This window comes from Micromonospora sediminicola (assembly GCF_900089585.1).
In the GTDB taxonomy this organism is placed as follows: Bacteria; Actinomycetota; Actinomycetes; order Mycobacteriales; family Micromonosporaceae; genus Micromonospora; species Micromonospora sediminicola.
The window spans coordinates 522364-547648 of record NZ_FLRH01000004.1; the positions used below are offsets into that span (position 1 = coordinate 522364).

34 protein-coding genes are annotated in these 25285 nt (G+C 74.1%); 16 read left to right on the plus strand and 18 right to left on the minus strand.

Going from position 1 to position 25285, the window contains the following annotated elements; translation table 11 throughout:
• Nucleotides 1-20 precede the first annotated feature (20 nt).
• Nucleotides 21-725 (plus strand): hypothetical protein, encoded by a 705-nt coding sequence (locus GA0070622_RS23685; protein ID WP_091578822.1) that lies wholly within the window; start codon nt 21-23, stop codon nt 723-725.
• 18 nt (nt 726-743) lie between these two features.
• Here the strand turns inward: GA0070622_RS23685 and GA0070622_RS23690 are convergent, their stop codons facing one another.
• Nucleotides 744-1211 (minus strand): hypothetical protein, encoded by a 468-nt coding sequence (locus GA0070622_RS23690; RefSeq protein WP_091578824.1) that lies wholly within the window; start codon nt 1209-1211, stop codon nt 744-746.
• 186 nt (nt 1212-1397) lie between these two features.
• Between GA0070622_RS23690 and GA0070622_RS23695 the strand changes: the two genes are divergently transcribed.
• Nucleotides 1398-1838 (plus strand): VOC family protein, encoded by a 441-nt coding sequence (locus GA0070622_RS23695; protein ID WP_091578827.1) that lies wholly within the window; start codon nt 1398-1400, stop codon nt 1836-1838.
• 14 nt (nt 1839-1852) lie between these two features.
• On the opposite strand, the gene GA0070622_RS23700 is transcribed toward GA0070622_RS23695, so the two are convergent.
• Nucleotides 1853-2854 carry an FAD-dependent oxidoreductase gene (locus GA0070622_RS23700; protein ID WP_091578830.1) on the minus strand — a complete coding sequence of 334 codons (1002 nt, stop codon included), beginning with the start codon at nt 2852-2854 and terminating at the stop codon, nt 1853-1855.
• A gap of 113 nt (nt 2855-2967) precedes the next feature.
• Here GA0070622_RS23700 and GA0070622_RS23705 point away from each other — a divergent pair, with 113 nt between their 5' ends.
• The gene (locus tag GA0070622_RS23705; protein WP_245666772.1) at nt 2968-3864 is read left to right on the plus strand and encodes a LysR family transcriptional regulator; all 897 of its coding nucleotides are present in this window, start codon (nt 2968-2970) and stop codon (nt 3862-3864) included.
• Between the two features lie 53 nt (nt 3865-3917).
• Here GA0070622_RS23705 and GA0070622_RS23710 read toward each other — a convergent pair whose 3' ends face one another.
• Both GA0070622_RS23710 and GA0070622_RS23715 read right to left on the minus strand, forming a co-directional pair.
• Nucleotides 3918-4835 carry a CU044_5270 family protein gene (locus GA0070622_RS23710; protein ID WP_091578834.1) on the minus strand — a complete coding sequence of 306 codons (918 nt, stop codon included), beginning with the start codon at nt 4833-4835 and terminating at the stop codon, nt 3918-3920.
• Nucleotides 4828-5442: an RNA polymerase sigma factor gene (locus tag GA0070622_RS23715; protein ID WP_091578837.1), complete on the minus strand. Its 615-nt coding sequence runs from the start codon at nt 5440-5442 to the stop codon at nt 4828-4830. Before GA0070622_RS23715 ends, GA0070622_RS23710 begins: the two co-directional genes overlap by 8 nt.
• Nucleotides 5443-5603: 161 nt before the next feature.
• Between GA0070622_RS23715 and GA0070622_RS23720 the strand changes: the two genes are divergently transcribed.
• From GA0070622_RS23720 to GA0070622_RS23745, 6 genes are read left to right on the plus strand one after another with little or no spacing between them, the layout of a single operon-like run.
• Nucleotides 5604-6017 carry a YbaB/EbfC family nucleoid-associated protein gene (locus GA0070622_RS23720; protein ID WP_091578840.1) on the plus strand — a complete coding sequence of 138 codons (414 nt, stop codon included), beginning with the start codon at nt 5604-5606 and terminating at the stop codon, nt 6015-6017.
• Nucleotides 6014-6343: a hypothetical protein gene (locus GA0070622_RS23725; protein ID WP_091578842.1), complete on the plus strand. Its 330-nt coding sequence runs from the start codon at nt 6014-6016 to the stop codon at nt 6341-6343. Before GA0070622_RS23720 ends, GA0070622_RS23725 begins: the two co-directional genes overlap by 4 nt.
• Nucleotides 6344-6346: 3 nt before the next feature.
• The gene (locus tag GA0070622_RS23730; protein ID WP_091578845.1) at nt 6347-6841 is read left to right on the plus strand and encodes a WXG100-like domain-containing protein; all 495 of its coding nucleotides are present in this window, start codon (nt 6347-6349) and stop codon (nt 6839-6841) included.
• Nucleotides 6834-7361, plus strand: coding sequence for an endonuclease (locus tag GA0070622_RS23735; protein ID WP_091578848.1), 528 nt, complete (start codon nt 6834-6836; stop codon nt 7359-7361). Before GA0070622_RS23730 ends, GA0070622_RS23735 begins: the two co-directional genes overlap by 8 nt.
• Complete coding sequence (locus GA0070622_RS23740) at nt 7358-7897, plus strand: SUKH-4 family immunity protein (protein ID WP_091578850.1); 540 nt, start codon at nt 7358-7360, stop codon at nt 7895-7897. The genes GA0070622_RS23735 and GA0070622_RS23740 overlap by 4 nt, the downstream gene beginning before the upstream one ends.
• Nucleotides 7894-8430, plus strand: coding sequence for an SUKH-4 family immunity protein (locus tag GA0070622_RS23745; protein WP_091578852.1), 537 nt, complete (start codon nt 7894-7896; stop codon nt 8428-8430). Before GA0070622_RS23740 ends, GA0070622_RS23745 begins: the two co-directional genes overlap by 4 nt.
• A 9-nt stretch (nt 8431-8439) precedes the next feature.
• On the opposite strand, the gene GA0070622_RS23750 is transcribed toward GA0070622_RS23745, so the two are convergent.
• The 5 genes from GA0070622_RS23750 to GA0070622_RS23770 form a co-directional block, all read right to left on the minus strand.
• Complete coding sequence (locus GA0070622_RS23750) at nt 8440-9678, minus strand: vWA domain-containing protein (protein ID WP_091578855.1); 1239 nt, start codon at nt 9676-9678, stop codon at nt 8440-8442.
• On the minus strand, nt 9675-10919 hold the full coding sequence (locus GA0070622_RS23755) for an AAA family ATPase (RefSeq protein ID WP_218060636.1): 1245 nt from the start codon (nt 10917-10919) through the stop codon (nt 9675-9677). Before GA0070622_RS23755 ends, GA0070622_RS23750 begins: the two co-directional genes overlap by 4 nt.
• A 40-nt stretch (nt 10920-10959) precedes the next feature.
• A complete protein-coding gene (locus GA0070622_RS23760) occupies nt 10960-12312 on the minus strand; it encodes a hypothetical protein (protein ID WP_091583835.1) in 1353 nt (450 codons plus the stop codon).
• 90 nt (nt 12313-12402) lie between these two features.
• Nucleotides 12403-13293, minus strand: a complete 891-nt coding sequence (locus tag GA0070622_RS23765) for a hypothetical protein (RefSeq protein ID WP_091578861.1) — start codon at nt 13291-13293, stop codon at nt 12403-12405.
• A 49-nt stretch (nt 13294-13342) separates the two neighbouring features.
• Nucleotides 13343-13957 carry a dihydrofolate reductase family protein gene (locus tag GA0070622_RS23770; RefSeq protein WP_091578864.1) on the minus strand — a complete coding sequence of 205 codons (615 nt, stop codon included), beginning with the start codon at nt 13955-13957 and terminating at the stop codon, nt 13343-13345.
• A gap of 133 nt (nt 13958-14090) precedes the next feature.
• Between GA0070622_RS23770 and GA0070622_RS23775 the strand changes: the two genes are divergently transcribed.
• From GA0070622_RS23775 to GA0070622_RS23785, 3 genes are all read left to right on the plus strand, one after another.
• Nucleotides 14091-14639: an SMI1/KNR4 family protein gene (locus GA0070622_RS23775; protein ID WP_091578866.1), complete on the plus strand. Its 549-nt coding sequence runs from the start codon at nt 14091-14093 to the stop codon at nt 14637-14639.
• Between the two features lie 41 nt (nt 14640-14680).
• Nucleotides 14681-15064, plus strand: a complete 384-nt coding sequence (locus GA0070622_RS23780) for a nuclear transport factor 2 family protein (RefSeq protein ID WP_091578869.1) — start codon at nt 14681-14683, stop codon at nt 15062-15064.
• A 95-nt stretch (nt 15065-15159) separates the two neighbouring features.
• Nucleotides 15160-15585: an iron chaperone gene (locus GA0070622_RS23785; protein WP_091578872.1), complete on the plus strand. Its 426-nt coding sequence runs from the start codon at nt 15160-15162 to the stop codon at nt 15583-15585.
• A 13-nt stretch (nt 15586-15598) separates the two neighbouring features.
• Here the strand turns inward: GA0070622_RS23785 and GA0070622_RS23790 are convergent, their stop codons facing one another.
• Both GA0070622_RS23790 and GA0070622_RS23795 read right to left on the minus strand, forming a co-directional pair.
• Complete coding sequence (locus GA0070622_RS23790; protein ID WP_091578875.1) at nt 15599-16549, minus strand: FAD-dependent oxidoreductase; 951 nt, start codon at nt 16547-16549, stop codon at nt 15599-15601.
• Between the two features lie 179 nt (nt 16550-16728).
• A complete protein-coding gene (locus GA0070622_RS23795) occupies nt 16729-17472 on the minus strand; it encodes a hypothetical protein (protein ID WP_245666774.1) in 744 nt (247 codons plus the stop codon).
• Nucleotides 17473-17631: 159 nt separating this feature from the next.
• Between GA0070622_RS23795 and GA0070622_RS23800 the strand changes: the two genes are divergently transcribed.
• From GA0070622_RS23800 to GA0070622_RS23810, 3 genes are read left to right on the plus strand one after another with little or no spacing between them, the layout of a single operon-like run.
• Nucleotides 17632-17976 carry an ArsR/SmtB family transcription factor gene (locus GA0070622_RS23800; RefSeq protein ID WP_091583841.1) on the plus strand — a complete coding sequence of 115 codons (345 nt, stop codon included), beginning with the start codon at nt 17632-17634 and terminating at the stop codon, nt 17974-17976.
• Complete coding sequence (locus tag GA0070622_RS23805; RefSeq protein ID WP_091578878.1) at nt 17973-18458, plus strand: SRPBCC family protein; 486 nt, start codon at nt 17973-17975, stop codon at nt 18456-18458. The genes GA0070622_RS23800 and GA0070622_RS23805 overlap by 4 nt, the downstream gene beginning before the upstream one ends.
• On the plus strand, nt 18436-18792 hold the full coding sequence (locus tag GA0070622_RS23810) for a nuclear transport factor 2 family protein (protein ID WP_091578880.1): 357 nt from the start codon (nt 18436-18438) through the stop codon (nt 18790-18792). Before GA0070622_RS23805 ends, GA0070622_RS23810 begins: the two co-directional genes overlap by 23 nt.
• Nucleotides 18793-18820: 28 nt before the next feature.
• Here GA0070622_RS23810 and GA0070622_RS23815 read toward each other — a convergent pair whose 3' ends face one another.
• Together GA0070622_RS23815 and pyrE are read right to left on the minus strand one after the other, a co-directional pair.
• Nucleotides 18821-19207, minus strand: a complete 387-nt coding sequence (locus GA0070622_RS23815) for a hypothetical protein (protein ID WP_091578883.1) — start codon at nt 19205-19207, stop codon at nt 18821-18823.
• Nucleotides 19204-19743, minus strand: a complete 540-nt coding sequence (gene pyrE, locus GA0070622_RS23820; protein WP_245666776.1) for an orotate phosphoribosyltransferase — start codon at nt 19741-19743, stop codon at nt 19204-19206. Before pyrE ends, GA0070622_RS23815 begins: the two co-directional genes overlap by 4 nt.
• A gap of 72 nt (nt 19744-19815) precedes the next feature.
• Here pyrE and GA0070622_RS23825 point away from each other — a divergent pair, with 72 nt between their 5' ends.
• Nucleotides 19816-20394 (plus strand): dihydrofolate reductase family protein, encoded by a 579-nt coding sequence (locus tag GA0070622_RS23825; RefSeq protein ID WP_091578888.1) that lies wholly within the window; start codon nt 19816-19818, stop codon nt 20392-20394.
• Here the strand turns inward: GA0070622_RS23825 and GA0070622_RS23830 are convergent.
• The 5 genes from GA0070622_RS23830 to GA0070622_RS23855 all read right to left on the minus strand — a co-directional run bounded on the left by GA0070622_RS23830 (nt 20376) and on the right by GA0070622_RS23855 (nt 25261).
• Nucleotides 20376-21086 (minus strand): helix-turn-helix domain-containing protein, encoded by a 711-nt coding sequence (locus GA0070622_RS23830; protein ID WP_091578890.1) that lies wholly within the window; start codon nt 21084-21086, stop codon nt 20376-20378. The two genes, GA0070622_RS23825 and GA0070622_RS23830, sit on opposite strands and share 19 nt — an antisense overlap.
• Nucleotides 21087-21112: 26 nt before the next feature.
• Nucleotides 21113-22015, minus strand: a complete 903-nt coding sequence (locus GA0070622_RS23835; RefSeq protein WP_091578892.1) for a sulfotransferase domain-containing protein — start codon at nt 22013-22015, stop codon at nt 21113-21115.
• A gap of 579 nt (nt 22016-22594) precedes the next feature.
• Nucleotides 22595-23911: a TolB-like translocation protein gene (locus GA0070622_RS23845; RefSeq protein ID WP_141684619.1), complete on the minus strand. Its 1317-nt coding sequence runs from the start codon at nt 23909-23911 to the stop codon at nt 22595-22597.
• Nucleotides 23912-23964: 53 nt separating this feature from the next.
• Nucleotides 23965-24528, minus strand: a complete 564-nt coding sequence (locus tag GA0070622_RS23850) for an alpha/beta fold hydrolase (RefSeq protein ID WP_091583844.1) — start codon at nt 24526-24528, stop codon at nt 23965-23967.
• Nucleotides 24529-24547: 19 nt separating this feature from the next.
• Entirely contained in the window at nt 24548-25261 is a 714-nt protein-coding gene (locus GA0070622_RS23855) for a TetR/AcrR family transcriptional regulator (RefSeq protein WP_091583847.1), read from the minus strand.
• Nucleotides 25262-25285 lie beyond the last annotated feature (24 nt).

Consider the following 25285-nt stretch of genomic DNA (forward strand, 5'->3'; position numbering starts at 1 on the left):
CCGACGCCACGGGGGCAGGCATGCAGATCATCGAACACAGCGTCGTCGGCACCCGGTCCGCCGTGCTCCGTCTGCGCCGTCCCGGCAGCCAGTTGCAGTTCCTGGTGTTCCCGATGCTCCACGTGGCGAGTCCGGCGTTCTACGCGGCGGTGACGAAGCGGCTCCGCGGGTGCGACCTGCTCGTCGTCGAGGGCATCGGCGGCCGGTCGGCTCTCGGCTCGGCGTTGACGCTCACCTACCGGGCCATGCCGGCCAACCGGCGCTCCGGCCTGGTGACCGACCCGATCCCGTACGCGTCTCTCGGCGTCGAGGTGCTCAACCCGGACGTGACGGCGGCGGAGTTCGCCCAGGGCTGGCGGGCGATGCCGCTGCGGTACCGCCTCCAGATGTGGCTGATGATCCCGGTGGTGACCGTGATCCAGTTCTTCGGCGGCACCAGGCGGCTGCTCTCGCCCGAGATCGAGATGAGTGACCTGCCGTCGCCCACCGACGAGCGGTACGCCGACCACGAGTTCACCGAACACGCCGAGCGCGCGTTCGGCGGCGCACGCGACGAGCGGCTCCTCGCCGCCCTGTCCGAGCTGATCCGTAGCCGGTCGGAGGAACGCATCGACGTGGCGATCGTCTACGGTGCCGGGCACGTGCCGGCGATCGTGCGCGGGCTCTTCGAGCTGCACGGCTACCGTCCACGCGCCGCGGAATGGCTCACCGTTCTCGAGCGGTGAGCGCCCACCGCACCGGCATCACCGGCGGACGGTGCGGGCGAGGTTCCCCAGAGCGACGACGGTGGCCGCGCAGGCGGCGACCATCAGCAGGACCGTCGCCGGCTGGACGGTACGCATGTAGTCGGCGCCGTTCGACAGGGCGAACCTGTACCACCCGAGCGCGAGCGGGTTGAGCAGCACCGCGGCGAGGGCCGTCCACCCGGCCGCGGGCGACCGCTCCCCGGCGGTCCGGACCGGCCGGCGGACCGCCCACGTGCCGACGGCGGCGAACGTGACGAGCAGCGTGAGCAGCAGCAGGCCGACCATGGCGGGCAGCAGCTCACGCAACGGCACCAGGTGGTCGAGCAACTCCGCCACGAAGCCGGCGCCGTCGTGGGTGACCAGGCCGATCCGGAAGCTGTAGTTCGAGAGCGCGACGACCGTGTACGCGATGTGGACGGTCGTCAGGGCGGCGATGGCGGCCAGGGCGGCACGGCGGGCGAACACCGGCTGAGGTTAACGTCCGCTCCGTCAACCCATGGTGCCCCGGATCTGGCCAGGCAGTCCTCGACCGGCGAGCGGTCACGGCCACGGACTGGCCCACCGTCCTGGAGCGGTGACCACCGTCCGACGGCTGGTCGGCGCGCGTGCACATCCCGAACCCGGGTCACCCGTCGTCCTACCCTCGCAGGCATGACGATTCAGCGCATGGACAACGTCGGCATCGTCGTGGACGACCTCGACGCCGCGATCGCCTTCTTCACCGCGCTCGGCATGGAGCTGGAAGGCCGGATGCCGATCGACGGGAGCTGGGCGGGACGGGTCGTCGGACTCGACGACATGCGGAGCGAGATCGCGATGATGCGGATCCCGGACGCGCCCGGCAAGCTCGAACTGGTGCGATACCACTCCCCGACGGCGATCATCCCGGAGCCGAGTGTCGCCCCGGCGAACACGCTGGGCCTGCACCGCGTCATGTTCGCCGTCGACGACATCGAGGAAACGCTCGCCCGTCTCCGCCCGCACGGCGCCGAACTCGTCGGTGAGGTGACGCGTTTCGAGGACGTCTTCCTGCTCTGCTACCTGCGCGGGCCGAGCGGCATCGTCGTCGGGCTGGCCGAGCAGCTGACCTGATCTCACCGACGTCGTCAAGCCGGTTGGCGCCGGGGAGCCGGACGGTCGGCGCTCCCCGGTCCCGTTTCCGCTCCGGCCGACAGGGCCAGGTCCGCCACCTCGGCCGCGCACCCCCAGGAGAGCGTCACCCCCGCCCCGCCGTGCCCGTAGGCGTGCACCAGCCGCCCGTCCGCCGGGTCCACCTCGACCCGTGGCCCGCCGTGCCGCGCCGGCCGCAGCCCGATCCGCTCCCCCAGCACCGGCGCGTCGGCCAGCCGGGGCACCAGCGCGACGCAGCGACGCCGGATCGCCGCCGCCGTCCCCGGGTCGGGCCGGGTGTGCGCCACCCCGGGTTCGTACGTGCCGCCGAGCACCACGTCGTGGCGGCGCGGGTGCACGTAGGTGATGCCGGCCGGGTCGTCCTCGTCGCGGACCGAGACGGTCAGGCCGGGGTTCGCCACCAGCAGCACGTGCCCGCGGACCGGATGGACCGCCGGGTCGTCGGCGAGCCGGCCGGCGGCCAGGCCGGTCGCGTTGACCACCACCGGCGCGACCTCGTACGCCTCCGCGAGCGTGTCCACCGGGCGGCGGACGATCCGCCCGCCACCGTTCTCCACCTGCCGGTACAGCCAGGTCAGGTATCGGTTCATCTCCACCGTCGGGGCGGTGAAGCGCAACAGCGTGGTGTACGGGGGCCGGGCCGGCTCGGCCACCAGGTCACCGCAGGCGTCCGCCCACCACGGCGGCCCGTCGTACGGGTGGCGCAGCCACATCCGGGTGGGCCGGTCGACCACCCCCGGCACGCCGTCGACCGCCTGGCGGCGCAACTCGGCGTGGGTGTCACGGGCCCAGCGCAGCACCCGGGGGTCCTCGTCGGTGTGGCTCGGGTACCAGACGGCGGCGGCCACCGCGGACACGATGTCCGCCGGGTCGTGCGCGGTCAGCACGGTGACCCGGGCGCCCCGCCGCTGAAGGGTGAGCGCCGTCGTCATCCCGACGACCCCGCCGCCGACCACCACCACGTCCGCTGTCGTCATCGTCCGCTCCCGTCGCCCGTACCGTCGGTGTTCCGCCGATGGTGACCGCCCGGTGGGCGTCCGGTCCAAGACGAATCGGGGAGCCGGCGATAAGCGGCGCTTATGCTGGCGGCGTGGCGGAGACCCCGGGCGCCTGGTCGGACCTGCGCCGGCTGCGCTCCTTCGTGGTGCTCGCCGACGAACGGCACTTCACCCGCGCGGCGGCCCGGCTGGGCATCGCCCAGCCCGCGCTCAGCCAGCAGATCCGGGCCCTGGAGCGGCAGCTCGGCGTGCCGCTGGTGCACCGCACCAGCCGGGGCTGCACGCTGACCGAGGTGGGCGCCCGGGTCGCCGACGAGGCCGCCCGGATGCTCGCCGACGTGGACGCCGCCGCCGCCCGCATCCGTGACCTGGTACGCGGCCGGGGCGGGCGGCTGCGGCTGGCGTACACCCGTTCGGCGCGCGGCGGCCGGGTGGACGCGCTGGTCGCCCGCTTCCGGGCCGCCCACCCGGACGTCGAGGTGGTCGCCGAGACGGCCTGGACCGCCCCGAACGTCGCCGGGCTGCTCGCCGGCCGGCTGGACGCGGCGTTCGTCCGTCCCCCGGTCGACGAACCGGCACTGGCCTGCCGCACGGTCGACACCGAGGAACTGGTGCTGGCGCTGCCGGCCGGTCATCCCCTGGCCGCCGGCCGCCGCCGGATCGGCCGCGCCGAGGTGGTCGACCTGCCGGCGGTGATGTGGCCCCGGGAGAACGGGCCGGGCATGTTCGACCGGACCATCGCGCAGGTGTGGCCGCGCGGCGGCTTCCGGCTGGTCCGGCAGGAGCCGGACGACGAGCAGTTGCTGCGCGCGGTGGCGCAGGGCGACGTGGTCGCGGCCGTGCCGGCCGGTCGGGCCCGGGCGTTGCGGCTGCCCGGCGTGCGGCTGCGCCGGTTCACCGCCCCGACGCCCACTGTGGACGTCGGATTGGCCTGGCCGGCGGAGAGCACCAACCCGGCCCTGCACGCGCTCCTGGCGCTGCTCGACTGAGCGGGCACGGCGCCGGGCGGACCGCCGTCGCGGCCCGCCCGGCGCCGGGGTGCTCAGCCCTTCTGACCCACCCGGTCCACCACCGCGACGGCCAGCGTCGCGGAGGTACCGGCGTCGCCACCGACGCCGAGGAAGGCGTAGGTCCGCGGGTCGAACACCAGCACCATCGAGGCCGGGACGCGGCCCGTCGACGGCCAGCGCACACCGATGCCGGTGCGGCCCGCACCGTCCCGGGCGTCCGCCACGACCTCCAGCCCGGGCGTCGCCGCGGCGGCCTCGAAGAGCGCGGCCCGGGAACGCGGTCGCAGGTAGCGGCCCCCGGCCAGGTCGAGCACGTCCTTGGCGGCGGCGTTGACGTCACCGGGCTCACCGCTGCGGTGCTTCTCCAGGTAGGCCCGCATGGCCACCGGGTCGGTCGGCATCGCCGGATCGTAGGCGGGCGCCGGGACGCACCGCTCGGTGCCTGGCAGGGGCCGGCCGCCCTTGTACATCTGCACGCGGCCGTCGCGGCACCCCGGGAGCACGTACTGCTCGCGGCCGGTCCCCCGGTACTCGACGGCCAACCCGTCCCGGGTCCCGTCCACCGACACCCAGCTCTCCCACAGGGCCGGGCCGTCCTGCTTGCGCAGGTAGACGAACTGGTCCGGGCGGGGTTCCACATCGGGCACCCGCAGCGCGGCGGCGGCCGCGTTGCGCAGGACCTGCCCGGCCTCGGCCCGGGCGGGCGGGGTGTCGCCGCCGACCCCCTCGGGGGCCAGCACCAGCACCGCCGCCAGGGAGGCCGCGACGCCCGCCGTCGCCACGCCGGTGAGGACCAGCCGCCAGGCCGGCCGCTTCCGGCGAGCCGGCGCGGGCACGGCCTCCGTCGCGGTCATCGCGCCCACCAGCCGGGTACGCGCGGCGCCGAGCCGGTCCGCGCCGGGCAGCCCGGTCTCCTCGCCGAGCCGCTGGAGCAGTCGCATCTCATCCATTGCTCAGTACCTCCTCGATGGTGTCGGCCGGATCGCCGCCGAGCCGGTCGCGGAGCAGCCGGCGGGCCCGGTGGAGTCGGGACCGCACGGTCCCGACCGGAATCGCCAGCGCGGTGGCGACCTCCTCGTACGTCAGGTCCTCCCAGGCGACGAGCAGCAGCACGTCGCGGTCCCCGTCGGCGAGCGCGGCCAGCGCGTCGAGGAGCCGGCGGCGCAACGACCGCGCGCTCACCTCGACGGCGATCCGGTCGGCCGGTGACGCATCGGCCGACGCCGGCGGGTACACCTGCCACAGCCGGTACTCGCGCTCCTCGGTCCGCCGCTGCTGCGCGACCAGGTTGGTGGCGATCCCGTAGAGCCAGGGGCGGGCGTTCGGGCAGTCGGTGTCGTAGCGGTCCCGGCGGCGGAAGGCGGCCAGGAACGTCTCCCCGACCAGGTCGTCGGCGGCCGTCGCGCCGAGCCGGCGGGCCAGGTAGCGGTGGATGTGCGGCGCGTGCCGGTCGAAGATCGCGCCGAAGCTCTCCGGCTCCCGCACGGACCGGGCGATGACCGCCGCGTCCGTCATGGCACCGACGTCGACCTCGGTCGACCGTCTCGGTCTTCTCATGTGCGGCCTCTCGGCGAGTGGGGACGTGTCACCCTGTTGTCCGCTCCTGCGGGCCGGAGGGTTCACGCCGGTGACGGTAGGACGGACGGCCGGTACCGCGCGGGACCGAGCGGTATGTCCGCCTCGGTTACGCTCGGGACGTTCGGCCTTGGGGAGGGCTCATGACTGCGGATCCTTCGATGAGCGGCGACTTCACCCGCATGCTCGACGCGACGATGGCGGCACTTCGGACGGTCGGCCCGCCGCCCGGCGACGACGCGGACACACCGGCCGTCGGCGAGGCCGCCGACGGCCAGGTCCGCGCGGAGATGGGGCCGGACGGCCGGCTCCGGTCGCTGCACGTCGAGCCGCGGCTGATGCGGCTCGGCTCCGAGGAGTTGACCGCGCACGTCGTCACCGCGGTCAACGCGGCGATCGACGGGTTGCGTACCACGCCGGCACCGCAGGTGGCGGACATGTCGCAGCTGCGCGAGCAGTTGCGGGAGGTGCGGGACACCGCGGTGCCCCGACTCGGGTCGTTCCTCGACGCGCTCACCGAGGCGCAGGAGCGGCTGGCGCGGGGGACGCAGCGGTGAGCGGCGACGGGTTCGAGGTGCACCCGCCGCTGATCCGGGCCGCCGGCAAGGGCGTCGCCGACCTCGCCACCCGCTTCTCCGGCGAGCTGGAGGCGTTCGAGGCGCGGATGCGGGGCTACGGCGAGCCGTGGGGCGCCGACGACATCGGCTCGCTCATCGGCATCGCCTACACCGAGGTGGCCAACTACATCGTCGACTGCGTGGGAATGGCGACGGACGAGTTCACCTCCGCCGGCGCCGACATCACCGGCATGGCCGACGCGTACGAGAAGGTCGACGACGACGGCGCGGGCACCATGCGGTCGCTGGCCGACGGGTTGGGGTGACCGGTGGGACTGCAACTGCCCGGTGAGCTGATCACCGCGCTCGGCTGGATCGGCTACACCTGGCCGGAGGCCGACGAGGTGAAGCTCTTCGAGATGGGCCAGGCGTGGATCGAGTTCGCCGGCCGGATCGGGGCGGCGGCCGGTGAGGCGGACGCGGCGGCGGCACAGGTGTGGACGCAGAACGTGGGGCCGGCGGTGGCCGCGTTCCAGAAGTGGTGGGGCGGCGAGCAGAACGGGCCGCTGGTGCTGCACGACAGCATGCCGGCGGCCGTGCTGCTCGGCGCCGGGCTGATCATCTGCGCGGCGATCGTGCTGGCGTTGAAGATCGCGGTGATCGTGCAGCTGGCGATCCTCGCCTTCGAGGTGGCCCAGGCGATCGCCACCGCCGTGGTCACGTTCGGGGCGTCGCTGGCCGAGATCCCGATCTTCCAGGTGATCACCCGGGAGATCGTCGGCGCGCTGATCGACCAGGTCATCGGCCGGCTGCTCGATGCCTAGCCCGAGACGCGGCCGGGGCGCCGCCGCGAAGCCGGCTGCCGGCAGGATCGTCCGCAAGGCGGTCGAGAAGCTGGAGAAGCCGATCGTCCGGGTCACCGGGCCGAACCACAACCTGCCCACCAGGGTCGTGCGCGTGGAGCGCCGCGACTTCCACGCCACCGCCCAGTTCCGGCGCAAGATGGCGGCGCTCAAGAAGCTCAGCGACGAGGGCAAGCTCTACAAGGCCACCAACCCGGTCCAGCGGGACAAGAGCATCACCGACGGCTACAAGGAGCGGATCCGGCAGAAGATCTGGGACAAGTACTGGCCGCACGACAAGGACCTCGCCAACCGGCTCAGCCAACGACTCAGCGACTACCACCCCGACCACGTGTGGGAACTGCAGCTCGGCGGGCCGGACACCGTCGACAACCTCAAGCTGCTGCATGGTAGAACCAACACAGACATCGGCTCCCAGATCTGGGGGCAGATCCAGAATCTGCCGGACGGGACCCCGATCCGAATAGAGGTAGTGGATTGACTCCCGATCTTGCGCAGCTGCTCGACGAACTCCGCGCCGACCTGGCCGAGGAGGAGCCGGCCAGTCTCGCGTACGCGCAGATCGGCGACCCGGCCGACGAGGGTGAGGTGCCGGCGGAGCTGCCGACCGGCCTGCGCGAGTTCCTGCTCGTCGCCGACGGCCTGCGGGCCGGCGCGATCGAGCTGGCGTCGTCCGGCCGGCTGGCCGCGGTGCAATACTTCCTCGACTACGCGCCCGACTTCTCCCCCATCCCCCAGGACAAGGCCGGCTGGCTGGTCGTCGGCACCCGCAGCGACGAGCCGATCTTCCTGGAGCGCGCCACCGGCGCGGTCTGGTACTTCCCCCCGACCGGCACCGAGTGGTTCATGGGCGACGCCTTCGCGGAGCTGGCCCCCGACCTCGACTCGTTCGTGCACTACTACGTCCTCGGCCCCGGCTACGCCGAGCTGGTCACCGACGACGACCAGTGGTACGCGTTCCTGCACCGGCAGGGCCTGCTCGACGAGGCGGACGAGGACGACGGGGCACAGCCGTGACCGTCACCCGCGAGCAGCTCACCGCGCTCTGGGGTGAGCGGGGCGTCGTCTACTTCCCCGACCAGCGCTTCGACGCCGTCCTCGGGCCGCTCGGCCCGGAGGTCTTCCCGCCCGACGGCGCGCTCCCGGTCGAGGTGCCGATCCTGTTCACCGTGGACGTCACGGTCCCCGACGTCGAGCTGTTCTCCACCCTGGCGATCGAGCTGGGCGACCAGGGCCCCCGCCCGTACGTCGTGCTGGGCTGCTCCCCGGAGGATCCCGCGCTGCTGTTCTGCCTGGACGCGGGCACCGGCGAGGTGCTCCTGCTCGACCTGGACACGCCCAACCTGGAGACGGTGAACCGCACCTTCGCCGCGTTCGTGGAGTTCCTCTACCGGTTGGGGCAGCTCATCGCGACCGACCCGGGCGGGCGGGAGCGGGCCGCCCGGGCGGCGGCGATCCGGGAGGACCTGCGCACGGTCGACCCGGCGGCGTTCGCCGACCCGGAGTCCTGGTGGAACATGGCCTTCGACGAGCTGGAGTCCACCGCCTGACCGGCGCCGTCACCGCGACGTCGCGCCGATGGTGACCACCCGGGCCCAGTCCGGCGGCGACGTCGGCACCCGGTCGGTGTGTTCGCTCCACCGCGTCTGCCGGGGAAACAGGCCCACGACCGTCCGGCAGGCCGGCCGCGCGGCGGGCCACGGCGTCTGCCCGTCGGTCAGCACGACGACGACGTCGGGGCGGCGGCTGTCCCGCAGCGCCCGGGCGAAACCGGCACGCAGGTCCGTGCCCCCGCCACCGACCAGCGGAAGGTCCTCGGCCCGGCACAGCGCCAGCACCCGGTCGGCGGCGGCGTCACAGGGCAGCACGCTCACCAGGTCCCGCCGGCCGCCGACGGCGCGCGCGATCGCGGTGACCTCCAGCAGCGCGCTGCCCAGCTCGCTGTCGCTGACCGAACCGGAGGTGTCGACGACGACGCAGACGCGTGGCGGTCGGCGGCGCAGCGCCGGCAGGACAACTCCGCTGACGCCGGTGGACCGCCGCGACGGGCGGCCGTAGGTGTAGTCGTCGCCCGCGCCGGAGGCGGAGACCGCCGACCGGACGGCGGCGCCCAGAAGCTCCCGCCAGGGCTGCGGCGGATGGAACACCTCCTCCGCCCACCGTCGCCACCCCCGGGGCGCGGTCCCGGGGCGGCCGGTGATGCCCTCGGCGACGCGAAACCGCACGGCGTCCCGTTCCTGCTCGGTCAGCCCGTGCGCGCCGTCCGGCCCCAGGTCCCACTCCCGGTCGAGACCGTCGGCGCCGCTGCCGCAGTCCAACCAGGCCAGGTGCTGGGTGAGCGGCCCGAGCCGGAACTGCCGCAGGTACTCCTCCATCAGCTCGCCGTCGGGCAGCCGCAGGCTGCGGGGTTCGACGGCGCCCTCGGGCTTGACCAGCCCGTCGCCGTACGCGTCGTCGTTGATCTCGCAGTCCGCGGCGATGTTGATCCGCAGCCGCTCCGCCGGCCCGGTCAGCCCCTGCTCCCGGACCACCCGGTCGCCTCGACCGTGGTGGTCCCGCAGCAGGTGGGACACCTCGTGCACCCACACGCCGGCGAGGTCCTCGACCGGCGTCCGGTCCACGAACAGCGGTGAGACGTAGCACCGCCAGTGCCGGTCCACGGCCATGGTGGGGACGCGTCGGGACTCGACCACGTGCAGCGCGAACAGCGCCGTCGCGAGGTAGGGGCGGGCCCGCGCGGCGTAGAGGCGCGCGGTGAGCAGCTTGTCCCGGTCCAGGACCGTCGCCGTGGCGGTCATCGGCTGGCTCCGGTGGTCGCCGCGACCCGCTCGGCCGTCTCGTCGGCCCGTCGGGCCAGCGACGCCACGGGCATGACCCGGTCGATCACCGCCGGCACGTCCCAGTCCTCACGGCGCAGCCTGGCCAGCGTGGTCGCCGGGACGACCACCAGGTCCGGCGCGCCGGTCTCCACCGCCCGGCCGAGCACCGTCCAGGCCGCGTCCCAGCGGGACCGGTCCGGGCGTCGGCGGACCGCCTCCACCACGGCGTCCAGCACCGCCTGGCGCAGGTCTCCCCGCTCGGGCAGGACGGCGGCGGCGGGGTCGGCCAGCAGTTCCTCGGGGTCGGGCAGGTCCATCCGGTCCAGGCTGGCCAGCAGCTCCAGCCCCGGACCGTCCCCGACGGCACCCCGGACCAGGGTGGACAGCACGTCCCGGGAGGTGCCCGCGGCCTCCGCGAAGGCGATCAACCGCAGCGCCATCTCCCAACTGCGCGGCGACGGCCACGCGCCGCCGCGCCCGGCCTCGCTGGTGGGCAGCCGGTGCACCAGCGTGGGGCGCGTCGACAACAGACCGCACACCGCCCGCCGGGCGTACCCGACGGCGTCGGTCAGCCGCGCCGGGTCGAGCCGGGGCATCGTGGCGCGGGGCCACGTCCCGCCGAGACCCCGGACGACGACCTCGTGGTCGTGGCTCCACTGCAGGTGCACGAAGCGGTTGGCCAGCGGCGGGCTCAGTTCCCAGCCGTCCGCGGCCGCGCTGCGGGGGTTGGCGGCGGCCACGATCCGGACCTCCGGTGGCAGGCGCAGGCTGCCGACGCGCCGTTCGAGGACGAGGCGGAGCAGGGCCGCCTGCACCGCCGGCGGGGCGGTGGACAGCTCGTCCAGGAACAGCAGCCCCCGGCCGGCGCGGACCAGGCGGACCGCCCAGTCCGGTGGCGCCATCGGCACGCCCTGGGTCGCCGGGTCGTCGCCGACCACCGGCAGTCCGGCGAAGTCGGACGGCTCGTGCACGCTGGCGATGACGGTGGTCAGCGGCAGGTCCAGCGCGGCGGCGAGCTGGGTCAGCGCGGCCGTCTTGCCGATGCCGGGGGCGCCCCAGAGCAGCACCGGCAGGTCGGCCGCCACGGCGAGGGTCAGCGCCTCCAGTTGCGGATCGGGGCGCGGCTCGGTGGCGGTGTCACCGAGCAGGGTGAGCAGGTCGGCGGCGACGTCGAGCTGCGTCGACTGTGGACGGGCGGGCAGGGTGGAGCGAGCAGGCATGGGCATCACCGGGGTCGTCGGGGCCGGGTCGCGGCCGGGGTCAGCGGGCGTGGGCGTGGCGGGGGCGGGAGCGTCGCGCCGGGGCGGTCCGCCGCCGGTCCCGCGCGGAGGGCGGCGGGCAGTGCCCGGCCAGTCCGGCCCGGAACAGCCCGTGCGTGATCCGCCGCAGCGCGGCGGTCTCCAGTTCGGTCCTCAGCTCGCCGGGGCGCAGCAGCGCGTCCGGCCCGAGCAGCGCCTCGACGGTCGCCACCGCGCCGGCCAGGTCGCCGTGGTCCAGGCGCGCCCGGATCTCCGGGAGGGACCCGGGACGGCGGTGCGCCTCGTCGACGGCCCGCAGGCAGGGCAGCGGCGTGCCGGTCAGCGCGGCGAGCAGTTCCTCCCGGCGGATCTCCGCCGGGTCGTGGTCCAGTGCCGTGAGGACCCCGTCGACCAGGGCTATCCGATGCCGGGCACCTCGGCAGGTCACCAGGCCGGGCGGGTCCGCGGGCGGACCGGCGACCGCGGGGACGGGTCGGCTCTCCGGGGCCAGCGCCGACGCGACCAACGGGTGCAGCCGCTCCGCCTCGATCAGCCCGTGGCGTAGCAGGTCCAGGTCGGGCGACGTCCAGGTCGCCGCGTCGGGCAGCGCCGGCACCTCGGCGACCCGGCCCGGCCGGACCGGTCGGGCGGTCCATCCGCCGGTTCCGTCGGCGGCAAGGAGCAGCCGACGACGCGGTCCGAGCCGCACCGACACCGCCCGACCCGCCGGGTCCTCCGTCCGCAGCAGCCTCGCCGCCTCGTCCGGCCACCGGTGCACCGCGTACCCCGGCGGCGGCACCGGCGGGCCGAACGCCGGCGCCTCGTCGGCCGGCCGGTCGGCGCCGGACCGGGCCCGCAACTCGGGGGCGCGGCGCGCGTCCCACAGGTGGCGGTGCAGGTCCAGCCGGTAGCGGCGGTCGGGGCGGGGGTGCGGGTGGGCACGGACGTCGTCGCCGGGCCCGCTCCACACCGCCAGGCTGATCCGCTGCCCGGCGTCCGCCCAGGACGGCGGTGTCCGCGCGACCAGGTGGACGGCGCCGGCCCCGCCGGCGGGACCGTACCGCGCCAGCGAGACGGTCAGCCCGGGACGCAACAGCCCGTCCGGGGCGACCCTCGGCAGGTGCCAGCGCAGCAGGTCGGGCGCCAGATGTCGCAGGTCGGAACGGAGCCGGGCGGCCACCTCCCGACCGTGCCGGTCGGTCACCGCGTGCAGGCTCAGGTCGACGTCGACGCGCGCCGCCGCACAGGCGCCGGCCCAGTCACCGACCCGCCGACGCTCGGTCGCGGTCTGGATCATCGACGGCGGGACGGCGTACTCACGCACCCGCAGCCAGAGGGAGAGACGGGATTCCGCGTTCGCGGCCGGGGAGCGCATCAGCACTCACCTTGCGCGAACCGGGCCCCCAATCTGCACGAGAGAGTCATCGCGGTGGAGCGTAACCGCGCGCCCGCCTGACCGCCAGTGCTAATCCGCCTGTCCGACCAGCAGGGAGGGCGCCGCCGGCTCGCCGCGGTCCGCACCGCGGAGGCCGACGACGAGCAGCAGGTACGCGGTAAGTTCCACCGCCACGGTCAGCGCCGGCACCGGTTGCGGCATGGCCGACGTGGGTGTGATGGCGTGCCAGGCGAACAGTTCGGTTCCCTCGCCCGCGAAGCCGGACAGCGGCACGGCACCGATGCTGCTGTCGGTCAACGGCAGCGCGATCACCGCCAGCAGGGCCGCGCCAGCCGCCGCCAACAGCCGGCCGTGCCCGGCCAGCAGGGCGGCCAGGGTCAGCGCGAGGGTGGCCAGGGCCACCGACGGCACCACCGCGAGGATCACGGCGGACACCGGTTCGGCACCGTCGACGTCGGGGGCGTGGGCCGGGTCGCCGGGGGCCAGGTCGCGCCAGATGTCGACGACCCGGACGACCGCGTACCCGACGACTGGTGCGGCCGCCGCGCCGGCCGCGACCACCCAGCGGGGCGGGACCGGGCCGCGCCACCGGAGCAGCAGCACGGCCAGCGCGCCAAGCATCGCCCAGCAGGCGGTGAGCCCGGCGTCGAAGCCGGCCGTCAGCTCCACCCGGACCTCGTCCGGCCGGAGCACCTGCCAGCCGATGTCGGCCGAACCCGGTTCCGGCGGCATGGTCCGCAGCGCATCCGCGGCAAGCAGGGCCAGCGCCGCCGGCGTCACGAGCGCCGTCCGCGTCGGCCACCGACCGGCCGGGGGCCCGCCGACGACCGCGTACGCGAGGAGCAGCACCAGGGCGAGTACCTCGGCGCCGCGCCAGACCGGCCGGGCCACCAGCACACCGACGACGTGCAGGGCCACGCACACCACGGCGGCGCTCAGGAGCAGGGGTCCGCGACGCACCCGGCGGATCTTGTCACAGGGGACGGTCGGCCGCTGCCCCCTCGACCCGTCAGCTGCCGGCCGGCACCTGGTCCTTGATGTCGTCGTAGCCGACCGCGCCGGGCGCCTCGGCCGGCGCGTAGATCACCCGGATCACGCCGGTCGGGAACACCTCGGTCGCGGTCACCCGCAGGTGGTAGGCGCCGTCGCCCTCGTCGAACAGCCGACGGCCCTTGCGCGCCGCGACCGGGTGGATCAGCAGCCGCAGTTCGTCGACCAGACCGGCGGCGAGCAGCTGCTGCACCACCGAGATCGAGCCGGGGATCAGGATGCCCTTGACGCCGGCGTCGGCCTTCAGCGCGGTCACGGCGTCGACGAGGTCGCCGTCGACCAGCTCCGAGTTGCGCCAGGAGAACTCCAGCGGCTGGCGGGAGACGACGACCTTGCGCATGTCGCCGAGCTGCTTGGCGAACGGCGCGTCCTCGCCGCCGGCGGCCTCCCGGTCGGGCCACGCGCCGGCGAAGCTGTCGTAGGTTTCGCGCCCGATGAGCAGCACGTCGGAGGTGTCGTAGTCCTCCGTCACGGCGCGGCCCATGTTGTCGTCGAAGTAGGGGAAGTGCCACTCGGGGTCGATCTCGGCGACGCCGTCGGCCGAGATGAACAGCGTGGAGATGACCTTGGCCATCGCAGTGCTCCTTCGCGTCAGGGATGTCGACGGGTAGACCGCCGCAGCATGCCAAACTCATCGCCCGCGATGGGGGACGTCGGCGCCGGGTGCCGCCCCGAGCCGTCGGACCGGTCCGGCATGATCGACGACCATGACCGACCCTTCGCTCCTGCTGGACCGCCTGACCCGTCGGGTTCGCGCGGACGAGCCCGAGTCGCCGCTGCCCCCGCCGCTCTCCGCCGCCCGGATCGCCGAGGCCGAGCGCAGGCTGGGATTTCCGCTGCACCCCTTGCTGGCCCTGATCTACCGGGAGTTCGCCAACGGCGGGTTCGGGCCCGACTACCAGCTGCTGAGCCTCGTCGACGGACCGACCGACGAGCAGGCGGTCGACTCCTATCTGGAGGCCCGCGCGGCTGACGGGGGCAGCGACTGGGCCTGGCCCGAGGGAGTCCTGCCGATCCTCGACTGGGGTTGCGGTATGTACGCGTGCGTCGACTGCCGCACCGAGGAGGGCACGGTGCTGCTCTTCGAGCCGAATCCCGGCGATCCGGACCTGGCCTGGTGGGTGGATTCGCCGAGCCTGGCGCAGTGGCTCGACCACTACGTGGAGGACACCGGCTGGTGGGTACGCGCGGAGGACGGCGACGACGTGGGCGAGATGCCGCCGTGGCCGCACGCCCGGGCCCGCGCGGCCGGGTGACGGCACGCGGGCCTGTCGGTGGGGCCTGCCACGATGCCGGCATGGAGCCGACGGAGGTCGTTCAGGAGTTGTGGGATCGGATGCAGGCCCGTGACTGGGTCGGGCTCGGCGAGTTGCTGGCCGACGATCTGGTGGTGGAGTGGCCGGTCAGCGCCGAGCGGATCGTGGGGCGGGACAACTACGTCCGGATCAACGCGGAATATCCGGAGGGCTGGTCGATCCGGGTGCTCCGGATCGTGGCCGACGGGGGCTCGGTGGTCTCCGAGGTCGAGGTCCCGCACGATGCCGTGGGGCTGCACCGCGTGGCGTCGTTCTGGACGGTGCGGGCCGGCCGGGTGATCGACGGCCGGGAATACTGGACCTGTCCGGGTTCGGATCCCGCGCCGGCCTGGCGGGCCCGCTGGACACAGCGGGCGGGCAGCTGATCAGGAATCGAGAAGCGGCCGGCCGGCGCCACGCCATACCGTTTCCCTCGAGCGGTCGGCACCACGCGGACCGCGGTTGACGAGGGGGAATCGACATGTCCGAGGGCTTCAGCGCCGAGGAGCGCGCCGCGATGAAGGAGCGCGCCGCCGAGCTGCGCGCCGAGGGGAAGAAGGGCGCCAAGAAGGCGGACGAGTTGCAGGCGCTGCTCGACCGGATCGCGCAGATGGCGCCGGACGACCGCGAGCTGGCCGAGCGCGTGCACGTGACGATCACCGCCGCCGCCCCGGAGCTGTCGCCGAAGACCTGGTACGGCATGCCCGCGTACGCCAACGCGGCCGGCAAGATCGTCGTCTTCTTCCAGGACTCGGGGAAGTTCAACTACCGCTACTCGACCGTGGGTTTCCAGGACGCGGCCAACCTCGACGAAGGTGACCTCTGGCCGGTGGCGTACGCCCTGACCAGGTGGAGCCCGGAGGTGGAGAAGAAGCTCGCGGAGCTGGTGCGGGCGGCGGTCTCCTGACGCCGCCGCCCCGCTAGGCCGGCGGCGCGCCCAGGGCCAGCGCCGCGGCGTCGCGGGCACAGCCCCAGGACAGCATCACGCCGTTGCCCGCGTGACCGTAGTTGTGCACGACGAGCGCACCGCCGCGCCGCTCCGCCTCCACCCGGGGCGCCGCGCGGCCGGGGCGCAGCCCGACCGTGTGCTCCAGCACCTCGGCGCCGGCCAGGGCGGGCTCGATCGCGGCGCACCGCGCGAGGATGTCGGCCGCCTCGGCCGGGTCGGGCGTGGTGTCGTCGCTGCGCCGCTGCGCGCCGCCGAGCACCACGTGGTCGCCGTGCGGGAAGATCGACGCCCAGGTCGGCGCCATCGGCGCCTCCATGAAGAACCGGTCGAGTCCGGGGTTGCGCACCACGATCCGGGGGCCCCGCACCGGGTGCAGGTCGGGATCGCCGGTCAGGGCCCGCGCCGCCAGCCCGGTGCAGTTGACCACCACCGGGGCCAGGGCCGCCGCCTCGTCGAGCGAGCCGACCGGCTCCTCGCGGACCGCACCGCCCGCCTCCCGGAGGCGGCCCAGGAGGTATGCCAGGTAGACCGGCATGTCGACCAGGGGCAGCCGGACGGCGAACGCGGTGCCGAACCCGGCCGGCCGCTCGTCGTCGGCGAGCGGCCGGAAACCCGGCGTCCGCTCGGCGAACGGGGGCGTGGCCCCGGCGGGCCGGGCGGCGAGCGTGCCGTCCCGCACCGCCACACCCGGCATCGGCTCGGCGCGCAGCACCCGCAGCGTCTCGTCGGTCCACGCGTGCTGCGGGTCGTCGGGCGGCGACAGGTTCGGCCCGACCATCGCCGAGGCCAGCGCCGAGGTCGTCCGCGCGGGCGGCGCGGCGGTGCGCACGAGGACCCGGGCGCCGCCCTCCGCCAGCCGGATGCCGGTGCTGAGGCCGATCACGCCGGAGCCGAGGACGACGACGTCCGGACGTACGGTCATGGCGGTCCTCCATCCACTCGGCGGCACGGGCCGCGACGCCCATTCTGTCCGGTGCGAGCCCACCCGTCTGTCCCCCGATCCTCGCGGTGGGCCCTCCTCCGGTCGGGGTCGCCGGTGGCGTCGTGTATCTGCTCGTACGCCGGGTGGCCGGCGCCGGCGTCGCTGGGGCCCGGTCGGTCTCACCGCTGCCAGGAGTCGAGGCTCCGGACGGTGGCGCGGGCGAAGTCGTCGGTGAGGTCGGGGTTGTTGCTGGTGCCCTCCCAGCCCTGGTCGTGCACGACGGACACCGCGTCCGCCACCTGGACCACCGTGATCTGGCTGGTGGTGGTGCCGCCGGTGCGGGTGCCGTCCAGGCCGGTCGCCGGCCGGGTCAGCGTCACCAGCAGGGCGTCGTCGCCCACGCCCGCCATCGGCTCCGACCGGACGGTGACGGTGATCTCCGACTGCGGGAAGCTGCGGCACGACGTCACCGCCGCACGGACGCGGCGGAGATAGTCCGTGGCGCCGGTGTCCTCGAACGCGAAGACGGTCTGGTTGAGCGTGCCGTAGGGGACGTTCTCGGGCCGGTCCTTCGGCTGCTTGTAGATGGCGGTCATGGCGGCGCTCGCGGTGACCGAACGCCCGCCGCTGGCGAACTCCTCGGCGCACAACCGGGGCAGGGCGTCGGTCACCTCCATCGGCTGCGAGGCGCTCTTGCGCAGTTCGCCGGGAAGGTCGACGAACGCGGACCGCGGAATCGTCACGGGCCCGCGGCCGGATGACGAGGGCGAGGGCGTGCCGGAGGTCGTCGGTGTCGGGGCAGGCGTGGAGGTCGGGCCCTGCCCCGCGTCGCCCCCGCCGTCGGCACACGCGCCGACCAGCATCGCGGTGGCGAGCAGCGGCAGACCCAGCAGTCGTCGGTTGCGCCGTCCCGGTTCCGTCACATCGACCTCCGTGTCGCGCCGTCCCCTCGACCTGCCCGATGCCGCTGCGCGCGAAACCGGCACCTGCTGTCCCAACGCGCCGGCGGCACCTGGCGCCACGCCGAACTCGATAGGAAAACATATGCTTGCACAAACGGGCGCTTGCTGTACGGTGACGGCATGCCCTCCCCCGCCACCTCGGATCCGTACCTCGACCACGCCTTCGCCGCCCTCGGCGACCCGGTGCGTCGCGCCTTGGTCACCCGGCTCGCCCGCGGCGAGGCCACCGTGGGCGAGCTGGCCGAGCCGTTCGACCTGACCCCGCAGGCGATCTCGCACCACGTCGGGGTGCTACGGCGCTGCGGCCTGGTCGAGCAACGACGCGACGGCACCCGGCGGCCGTGTCGGCTCCGGGTCGACCAGCTCACGCTGCTCGGCACCTGGATCGACGACCAGCGCCGGACGTGGAACGACCGGCTCGACGCCCTCGACGCCCACCTGGGCGGACGGACGGACCCGCGATGACCGCCCGCGCCGAGCGGCACGGCGACGAGCTGATCGCCCACCGCCGCCTCACGGCCGGGCCCGACCGGGTCTGGGCGGCCTTCACCTCGCCGGCGAGCATCGCGGCGTTCTGGGGCGGCTCGCACGCCACCGTGCCGCCCGGGTCGGTGACCGTCGACCTGCGTCCCGGCGGGGAGTTCGCGCTGGACACCCGCGCGCCGGACGGCCGGACCCGACGGCTCCGCTTCGTCTACGTGAGCGTCACCGCACCGCACGAACTCGTCTTCGACGAGCCGGTCACCGGCCTGCGCACGACGGTCGCAATCCGGCCCGCCGGCGACGGCACGGAGCTCACCGTCCACCAGCGACGGCTACCTCCCGCACTCCGCACCGACCAGGCGGCCGGCGGGCTCGCCGCGATCCTGGACGCCCTCGCCGCCCACCTGCGCGACGACGAGCCATCCGAGAAAGGTGACGAGAATGTCCCGACCGAGCCAGCGTGACCTGGTCGCCGAGTATTTCGCCGGCTTCCGGGCGAGCGACCACCGACGCATCCTCGCCACGCTCACCGAGGACGTGGAGTGGGTCATCCACGGCCACCGCACCACCCGGGGCCGGGCCGAGTTCGACGGTGAGATCGAGAACCCGGCCTTCACCGGCAGCCCACGACTCGACGTGCAGCGGGTGCACGAGGACGGTCCGGTCGTCGTGGCCACCGGCGAGGGTCGGGGGGTCAGCGTCGACCACGGACCGTTCCGCTTCGCCTTCAACGACCTGTTCACCTTCCGCGACGGCCTCATCGCCCGCGTCGACTCCTACGTCGTCCCGCTGCCCTGACACATCGGCCCGGCTGTTCGGGGCCGCCTCAGTGGCAGACCGTGAGCAGCCTCGCGGCGAGGCAACAGGCAACGGTCAGGCCCAGCAGCACGGCGGCGACGGCCCGCAGCGCCACCTCCCCCGCGCCCCGGTTCCGCCAGGCCACCGGTAACGCCTGCTCCACCAGCACCGCCGCCAGCCAGGCGAGGAGGACCAGCAGGAACGCGAGGTCGTACCGCTCGTCGCCGAAAGCGCTCGCGTTCCCGCTCCCGCCGTAGTTGGGGCAGTCCCGCGCGTCGAGGACCGGGTCGAGGATCGCCAGCGTGATCGCGACAGCGATGCCACCCCCGGCCAGCGCCCGGAAGCCACCGGCCCACGCCGGCCGCCGGCCGCCACCCCCCTCGCCGGGCGCTCCCGACCGTCCGCCCGTGGTCACGACGCCGGTGTCCGCCCGCTCCGGTCGAGATCCACGCGGGTGAACAACGCGTGCAGCGTGACGCCCTCGGCGGCCAACGCCTCCGCTCCGCCCTCCTGGCGATCGATCACGCAGACGGCGGCGTCGACCCGGGCGCCCAGGTCGCGCAGGTCCCGGGTGGAGAGCACGACCTGCCCGCCCGAGGTCACCACGTCCTCCACCACGAGCACCGTCCGGCCGTTCACCGCCGCGCCCTCGGCCAGGCGGGCCGTCCCGTAGGACTTCGCCGTCTTGCGCACGAACGCGCAGGGCAGGCCGGTGTGGCGGCCCAGCGCGGTCACCACCGCTATGCCGCCCATCTCCAGGCCGGCCAGCACCTCGGTCCCGTCCGGCACCAGGTCGGCCATCTGCTCCGCGAGCGCGTCGAGCAGCACCGGGTCCGCCTCGAACTGATACTTGTCGAAGTATTCGTGGGCGATCCGGCCGGACCGCAGGGTGAAGTCACCGGTGAGTCGGGCGGTGGCCACGACCTGACGCGCGAGATGGTCACGTTTCACGCCACGGATCCTGGCACGCGACTGTCGTTTCCGTACAAGACAGGGGCGTGCGCGGATTCCTAGCATGGCCGCATGCGTGATCTTGTGTATACCGGTTTCATGTCCCTGGACGGCGTCGTGGACTCCCCCGGCGGCGGGCCGGGCGAGGACCACCGCAGCGGCGGATGGGTGGTCAAGGACATCGAGTTCTCGCCGGAGGCCTTCTCGCTCAAGGGTGAGGAGCTCGCGGACACCACGGCGCTGATGTTCGGCCGGCGCAGCTACGAGGCGTTCGCGCCGACCTGGCGCGACTCGGAGGACCACGCCCCCTACCGGGACCTGCCGAAGTACGTGGTCTCCACCGGCCTGGCCGAGGACGCCCTGGTCGACGGCTGGGGCCCGACGACGGTCCTGCGCTCGACCGACGACGTCGCCGCGCTGAAGCGGGGTGAGGGCGGCGCCATCTTCATCCACGGCAGCGCGGAACTCGCCCGCCGCCTGTCCGAGGCCGGCCTGATCGACCGCTACCACCTGCTCGTCTTCCCGGTGCTCCTCGGCGCCGGCAAGAGCCTGTTCGACCAGGCCGACCGGGACAAGCAGCTGCTGCGGCTGCGGGACTCCGCCACCTACCCGAACGGCATCGTCAAGCTGATCTACGACGTCACCCGCTGACCCAGGTCCAGGGCGATCGCGCCGCCGTCGCCCGCGCGTAACTGCCGTGCCGTGCGCCCCACGTAGCGGCGCAGCGCGCGGGCCAGGTGCGGCTCGTCGACGTACGCGAGCCGCACCACCGCCTCGGCGACCGGGATGCCGGCGGCCAGCAGCGCGGCGGCCGCGCGGGCCCGCTCGATCTGCCGGACCGCGCCCTGGGTCAGTCCGGTCGCGGCCCGGAACCGGCGCTCCACCGTGCGCGGGGAGGCGTACGGCGGGTCGCCCCGACGCACCTCGGCCACCAGCGGGTCCCGGACCACCGCGCCGGCGCGCACGAGCCGGTCGACCAGGGCTTCCGCGTCATCCGGGCCGGGCGTCTCCCACCGGACGCCGTCGAGCCGGAACGTGTGGCGGGTGACGTCGGGCAGCTCGGCGCCGCGGTCCACCAGGGCCGGCGTGGGAACGATCCGCAGCGCCGTGCCCACGGCGAACTCGATGCCGACGAAGGTCGCCCCCTCCGGCACCGGCGCCGTGCCGGTGCCGGTCTCCGGGCCGGAGACGCTCGCGTACGCCTGCCCGTCGCGCTGCCAGAAGACCAACCCCCAGCACGGGGTCGCCACCGAGGTCATCTCCGCGACCCGGTCGCTCGCGCAGGTCCAGACGGTGTCGACCCACGCGGAGTCGGACGCCCGGGTGGTGAACCGCAGCTCCACGGCAGGAGGATACGGCGGCCGTCGCCCTACCGGGCGGCCGACTCCTGACCGTTGCGCCGGTCGGTCGCCCCGTCCCGGGACGGGTAGCCGAGCACCTCGGCGAGGTCACCCGCCGCCCGCAGGTAGGCGGCGTGGATGTCGTCGTCGAAGTGGTTGCGCCAGTCCCCGGCCGCGCCCTTGCGGTAGTGGGAGATGCGCCCGGGGGTCTCCTTGTCCTTCTTCATCTTCGTGAAGCTGTAGCGGGCGAGGAGCGCCTCCAGCTCGGACGGCGGTAGGACGATCCCGCAGTGGCGCATCAGGCGGTCGACCTCCTCCGCCTGCCCCTCGCCGGTCAGGTCCTCGTAGCGGAACAGACGGAACGTCTCGGACGGCGGCGCCACCGCCCAGGACCGCATCTGCCCGAACTGCTTCTTGTCCCGGAGGCGGTCGATGACGTACAGCATCCCCTCCTTCTTCGGCAGTTCCTGCAGGGCCTTGCGGGCCTGCGGGATGTCACCCATCGGGGCGTGCGAGTTCCGCAGCGAGAAGTAGCTCGACACCACCACGTCGCGCGGGTCGCGGATCACGAAGAACGCCCGGTACGTGCCGGCCTTCGGGACGGCCTCGAAACGCTTGTGGGAGAGGAAGATGGCCAGGCCCACCCGGCCGGCCGGGACGGGCGCGGTCGCGCCGCCCTTGTAGAAGCGCGGGTCGTAGGGCAGCAGACCGGAGTGCCGGTAGACGGTCGGATCGCTGAACAACGCCTTGATCCACTGACTGCCGGTCTTCCGCACGGTGCAGTGGAAGATGTTGTCGAATTCATTTCGGGCGACCACCGGAACGGAAAGCCGCATGCGCGCGTTGCGCGCGTCCATCTGCGCCCGCCGGGCCGCGACGCGCATGGAATTCGGCGTATTGTGCTTGGCAAATTCGACGGCGCGATTGATCACTTTTCCAAACCCAATCCGCACCCTGCGGCGCAGGGGCAACACGGCGTTTTCCGCGCGCGTCGCGCAGGTGGGATCCGCAGTCCCCGCCTGCTCCGCCTGCGCCCCGACGCGCCGCTAGGAATATCCCCGACCGTCCAATTAATGTCAATCCCGACAACCTGGGAGTCGGCTGAAAATCCGCAATTTCCATAGGAATTGCGGGAGACGATTCCCCGGGTCGACGGGTCCACCGCCCCCTGCGGCACAGCGGCGAGCGAGCCGAAATCGCTGGACCCGGCCACTCCGGCGTCCCTGCGCGAGCGGCTCGGTGCGGCGCTGGCGCTACTCGGCCTGCCCGACGACGAGCCGCCGCCGACCCGTTCGGGAGGCCCACGCCGGCCGGTGGCGGTGACCTGGTCCGGCGGCACGTACCACCGTCGCGGGAAGCCACGGGGCGAGCGGGCGGTCACGCGTTTCGTCGACCACCCGCGGGCGGAGGCCGACCGTCTCGCCTGACGGGCCGGCCGGTGACCGGAACGCCGGTGGACGCCGAGCGGCCCGCCACCACGGGGTGACGGGCCGCTCGGACGGCGTTCCGGTTCAGCAGTTTCGCAGGCAGCGCACGAAGAGGTGCTCGTGACCGTCGCCCGGGTCGACGCCCAGGTCGGTGGCGCTGGACCGGAAGACCACGCGGCTGCCGTTGGCCGAGGCGACCCCGTCGAAGCTCGCGCGGTTGCCGGTCGTGCCGTCGGCGCCGGCGCTGACCGCGGTGGTCCGGCCGGTGCTGAGGTCCCGCACGAACACGTCGTTGGTGTTGCCGTTGACGTCCCGGGCGACCAGGTCCGTGGCCTCGGAGTAGAACGTCACGTACCGGCCGCCGGCGGTGAGCCGACCGGAGTAGCTGAAGCTGTCGCCCGCGCCGGTGCCCCTGCGGTTGGCGGTCACCAGCGTGGTGGTGTCGGCGATCAGGTCGCGGACGTAGACGTCGCCCCGGTCGTTGGTGTCCGCCGCGACGTACGGCGAGGACGACTCCCAGGAGACCCGGGTGCCGTCCCGGTTGATGCTCGGATTCGTCGCGTCCAGGAGGCCGTCGCCCGTGGCCGGTCGGTTCGCCCGGACGGTGGCACCCGAGACGAGGTCGTGGACGAAGACGCCGGTGCTGGTGCCGCCGTCGCCGACCCAGTCACCGGCGCCGCTGAACACGACTCTGGTGCCGCTGCCCGAGATGGCGACCTGGAACGCCGACAGGTCCGTCCCGCCGTCCGCCTGGACGCTGACCCGGGTGGTCCGGCCGGTCCGCGTGTCGTGGACGAACGCCGCCTGGCCGTTCAGCGGGGCGCCCGCGTCGTCGACCTCGCCGTACGCGGTCGTGGTGAACGCGACCCAGCGACCGTTGTCGGAGATCGTGGCGGCGCTGCTCAGGCCCCGGATCTGCCGGCCGCCCGCGAAGACGCTGGCCCGGGTGGTGACGCCGGTGTCGCGGTCGTGGACGAAGACGTCGCGCTGGTTGTTGGTGTCGCCGGGCACCAGGTTGGACGCGTACGAGGTGAAGGCCACGTACCGGCCGTTGCCGGAGACGGCGGCCGTGTACTCGGCCCAGTCGTCGGCCGGCTGCCCACCCATACCCCCGCTCACCAGCGTGGTCGTGCCGGAGAGCGTGTCCCGGACGAAGATGTCGGTGGCGTCGTTGACGTCGCCGGGGACCAGGTTGTCCGAGGTGGAGGCGAACGCCACGTATCGGCCATCGTCGGAGACGTCGGAGCCGCCGACCCCGCCGTTGCCGGGTGCGCCGTCCGGCGCGACGTCGATCAGGGTGAGCGTGCCGGGCTCGGCCGCGTACGCCGGCACGGGCGTGAGGATCAGGACGGCAAGGCCGGCGGTGGCCAGGCAGGCCCGGGTTCTCCTGGGGGTGCGCATGGCCGCAGATGCTAGCGATCCGGGGCGGTCGGTGATGCCCCGTCGGGCGCCCGTCAGGCCACGTCGGACCGTCGGATCGTCGCCGCCACCGCGCCGAGGTCGTCGTTCATCTGGTGGTCCGCCCCGGGCAGCAGGTGCACCCGGGCCTGCGGGACGGCACCGGCCCAGAGGTCGGCGTGCGACGGTGGGGCGGTCTCGTCGCGCAGCCCGTGGAAGACGTGCACCGGCACGTCGCGTGGCAGTCGCGCGCCGAGGTCGGGTGGCAGCGTGAACTCGTCGCCGGGCCAGCCGCCCGGGCCGACGAACGGGGCGGCGATCAGCACGACTCCCCCGAGTGCCCGCTCCGGCGCCCGCTCGGCGAGCGTGTTGACCAGGATCGTCCCGCCCACCGAGTGCCCGACGACGATCACGCCGTCGTCCAGGGTGGTCAGCTCCCGCCGGACGGCCGCGCTCCACGCGGCGTACGTCGGGTCGTCCTCGTCGGGCATGCGGGGGTAGCGGATCTCGTAGCCCCGACCCAGCTCCCGCCGCAGGCTGTCGACCAGCTTGTCGTCCCACTCGTCGTGCGTGCCGGCACCGGCGCCCTGGACGAACAGGATCTGCCGTGGCTGCGTCACCACACCCTCCCCGGGTCGCTCAACGGTGGCCGTGCGACGTCCATCCTCGCCGGTGCAGCCGTTCGACGCCGTCCAACAGCAGGTCCAGCGCGAACTCGAACTCGAACTGGTCGTCGCAACCCGACCCCACGACGGAGTCGTCGTCGTGCGACGCCGCCGCCGCGACCGCGGCGAGGTGCGGGAAGCGGGCGGCGGCCTCCGGGGGCAGGGCGGCCGGCGGGCCGGACTCGACGGCGCCGGACCGCCCGGCGCGCCGGGCGTCGTCGAACAGTTCCTGGCTGAAGCCCAGGACCCGGCTGCCCATCGCGTGCATCACGTGGTGGGTGAGGTCGACCGAGAGGCCGCCGGCCCGCAGCGTCCCGACCACCGAGTCGAGGTACGCGAGGACGGCGACCGTCGCCATGTTCCGTGCCTCGATCGCGAGGGGCGCCCAGGGGTGGCGCCGCATCACCTGCCGCGCCGCGAGGACGCGGCGGCGCAGCGCGGGCTTCCAGTCGGTGTCGGGCTCCGGCGGCGCGATCTCGCCGACCACGACGTCGATCATGCCGTCGAGCAGTTCATCCTTGTTGGCCACGTGCTTGTAGAGCGCCATCGGCACGACGCCCAGGTCCTGGGCGAGGTTGCGCATGCTGAGCGACTCGATCCCGGCCCCGTCGGCGAGCGCGACGGCGGCGCGCAGGATCCGGTCCCTGCTCAGCGGCGTGCGGCGCAGCACCTCTGCCTGCTCGGCCATCTCGTCCCCGTCCTCCGGTGGCGG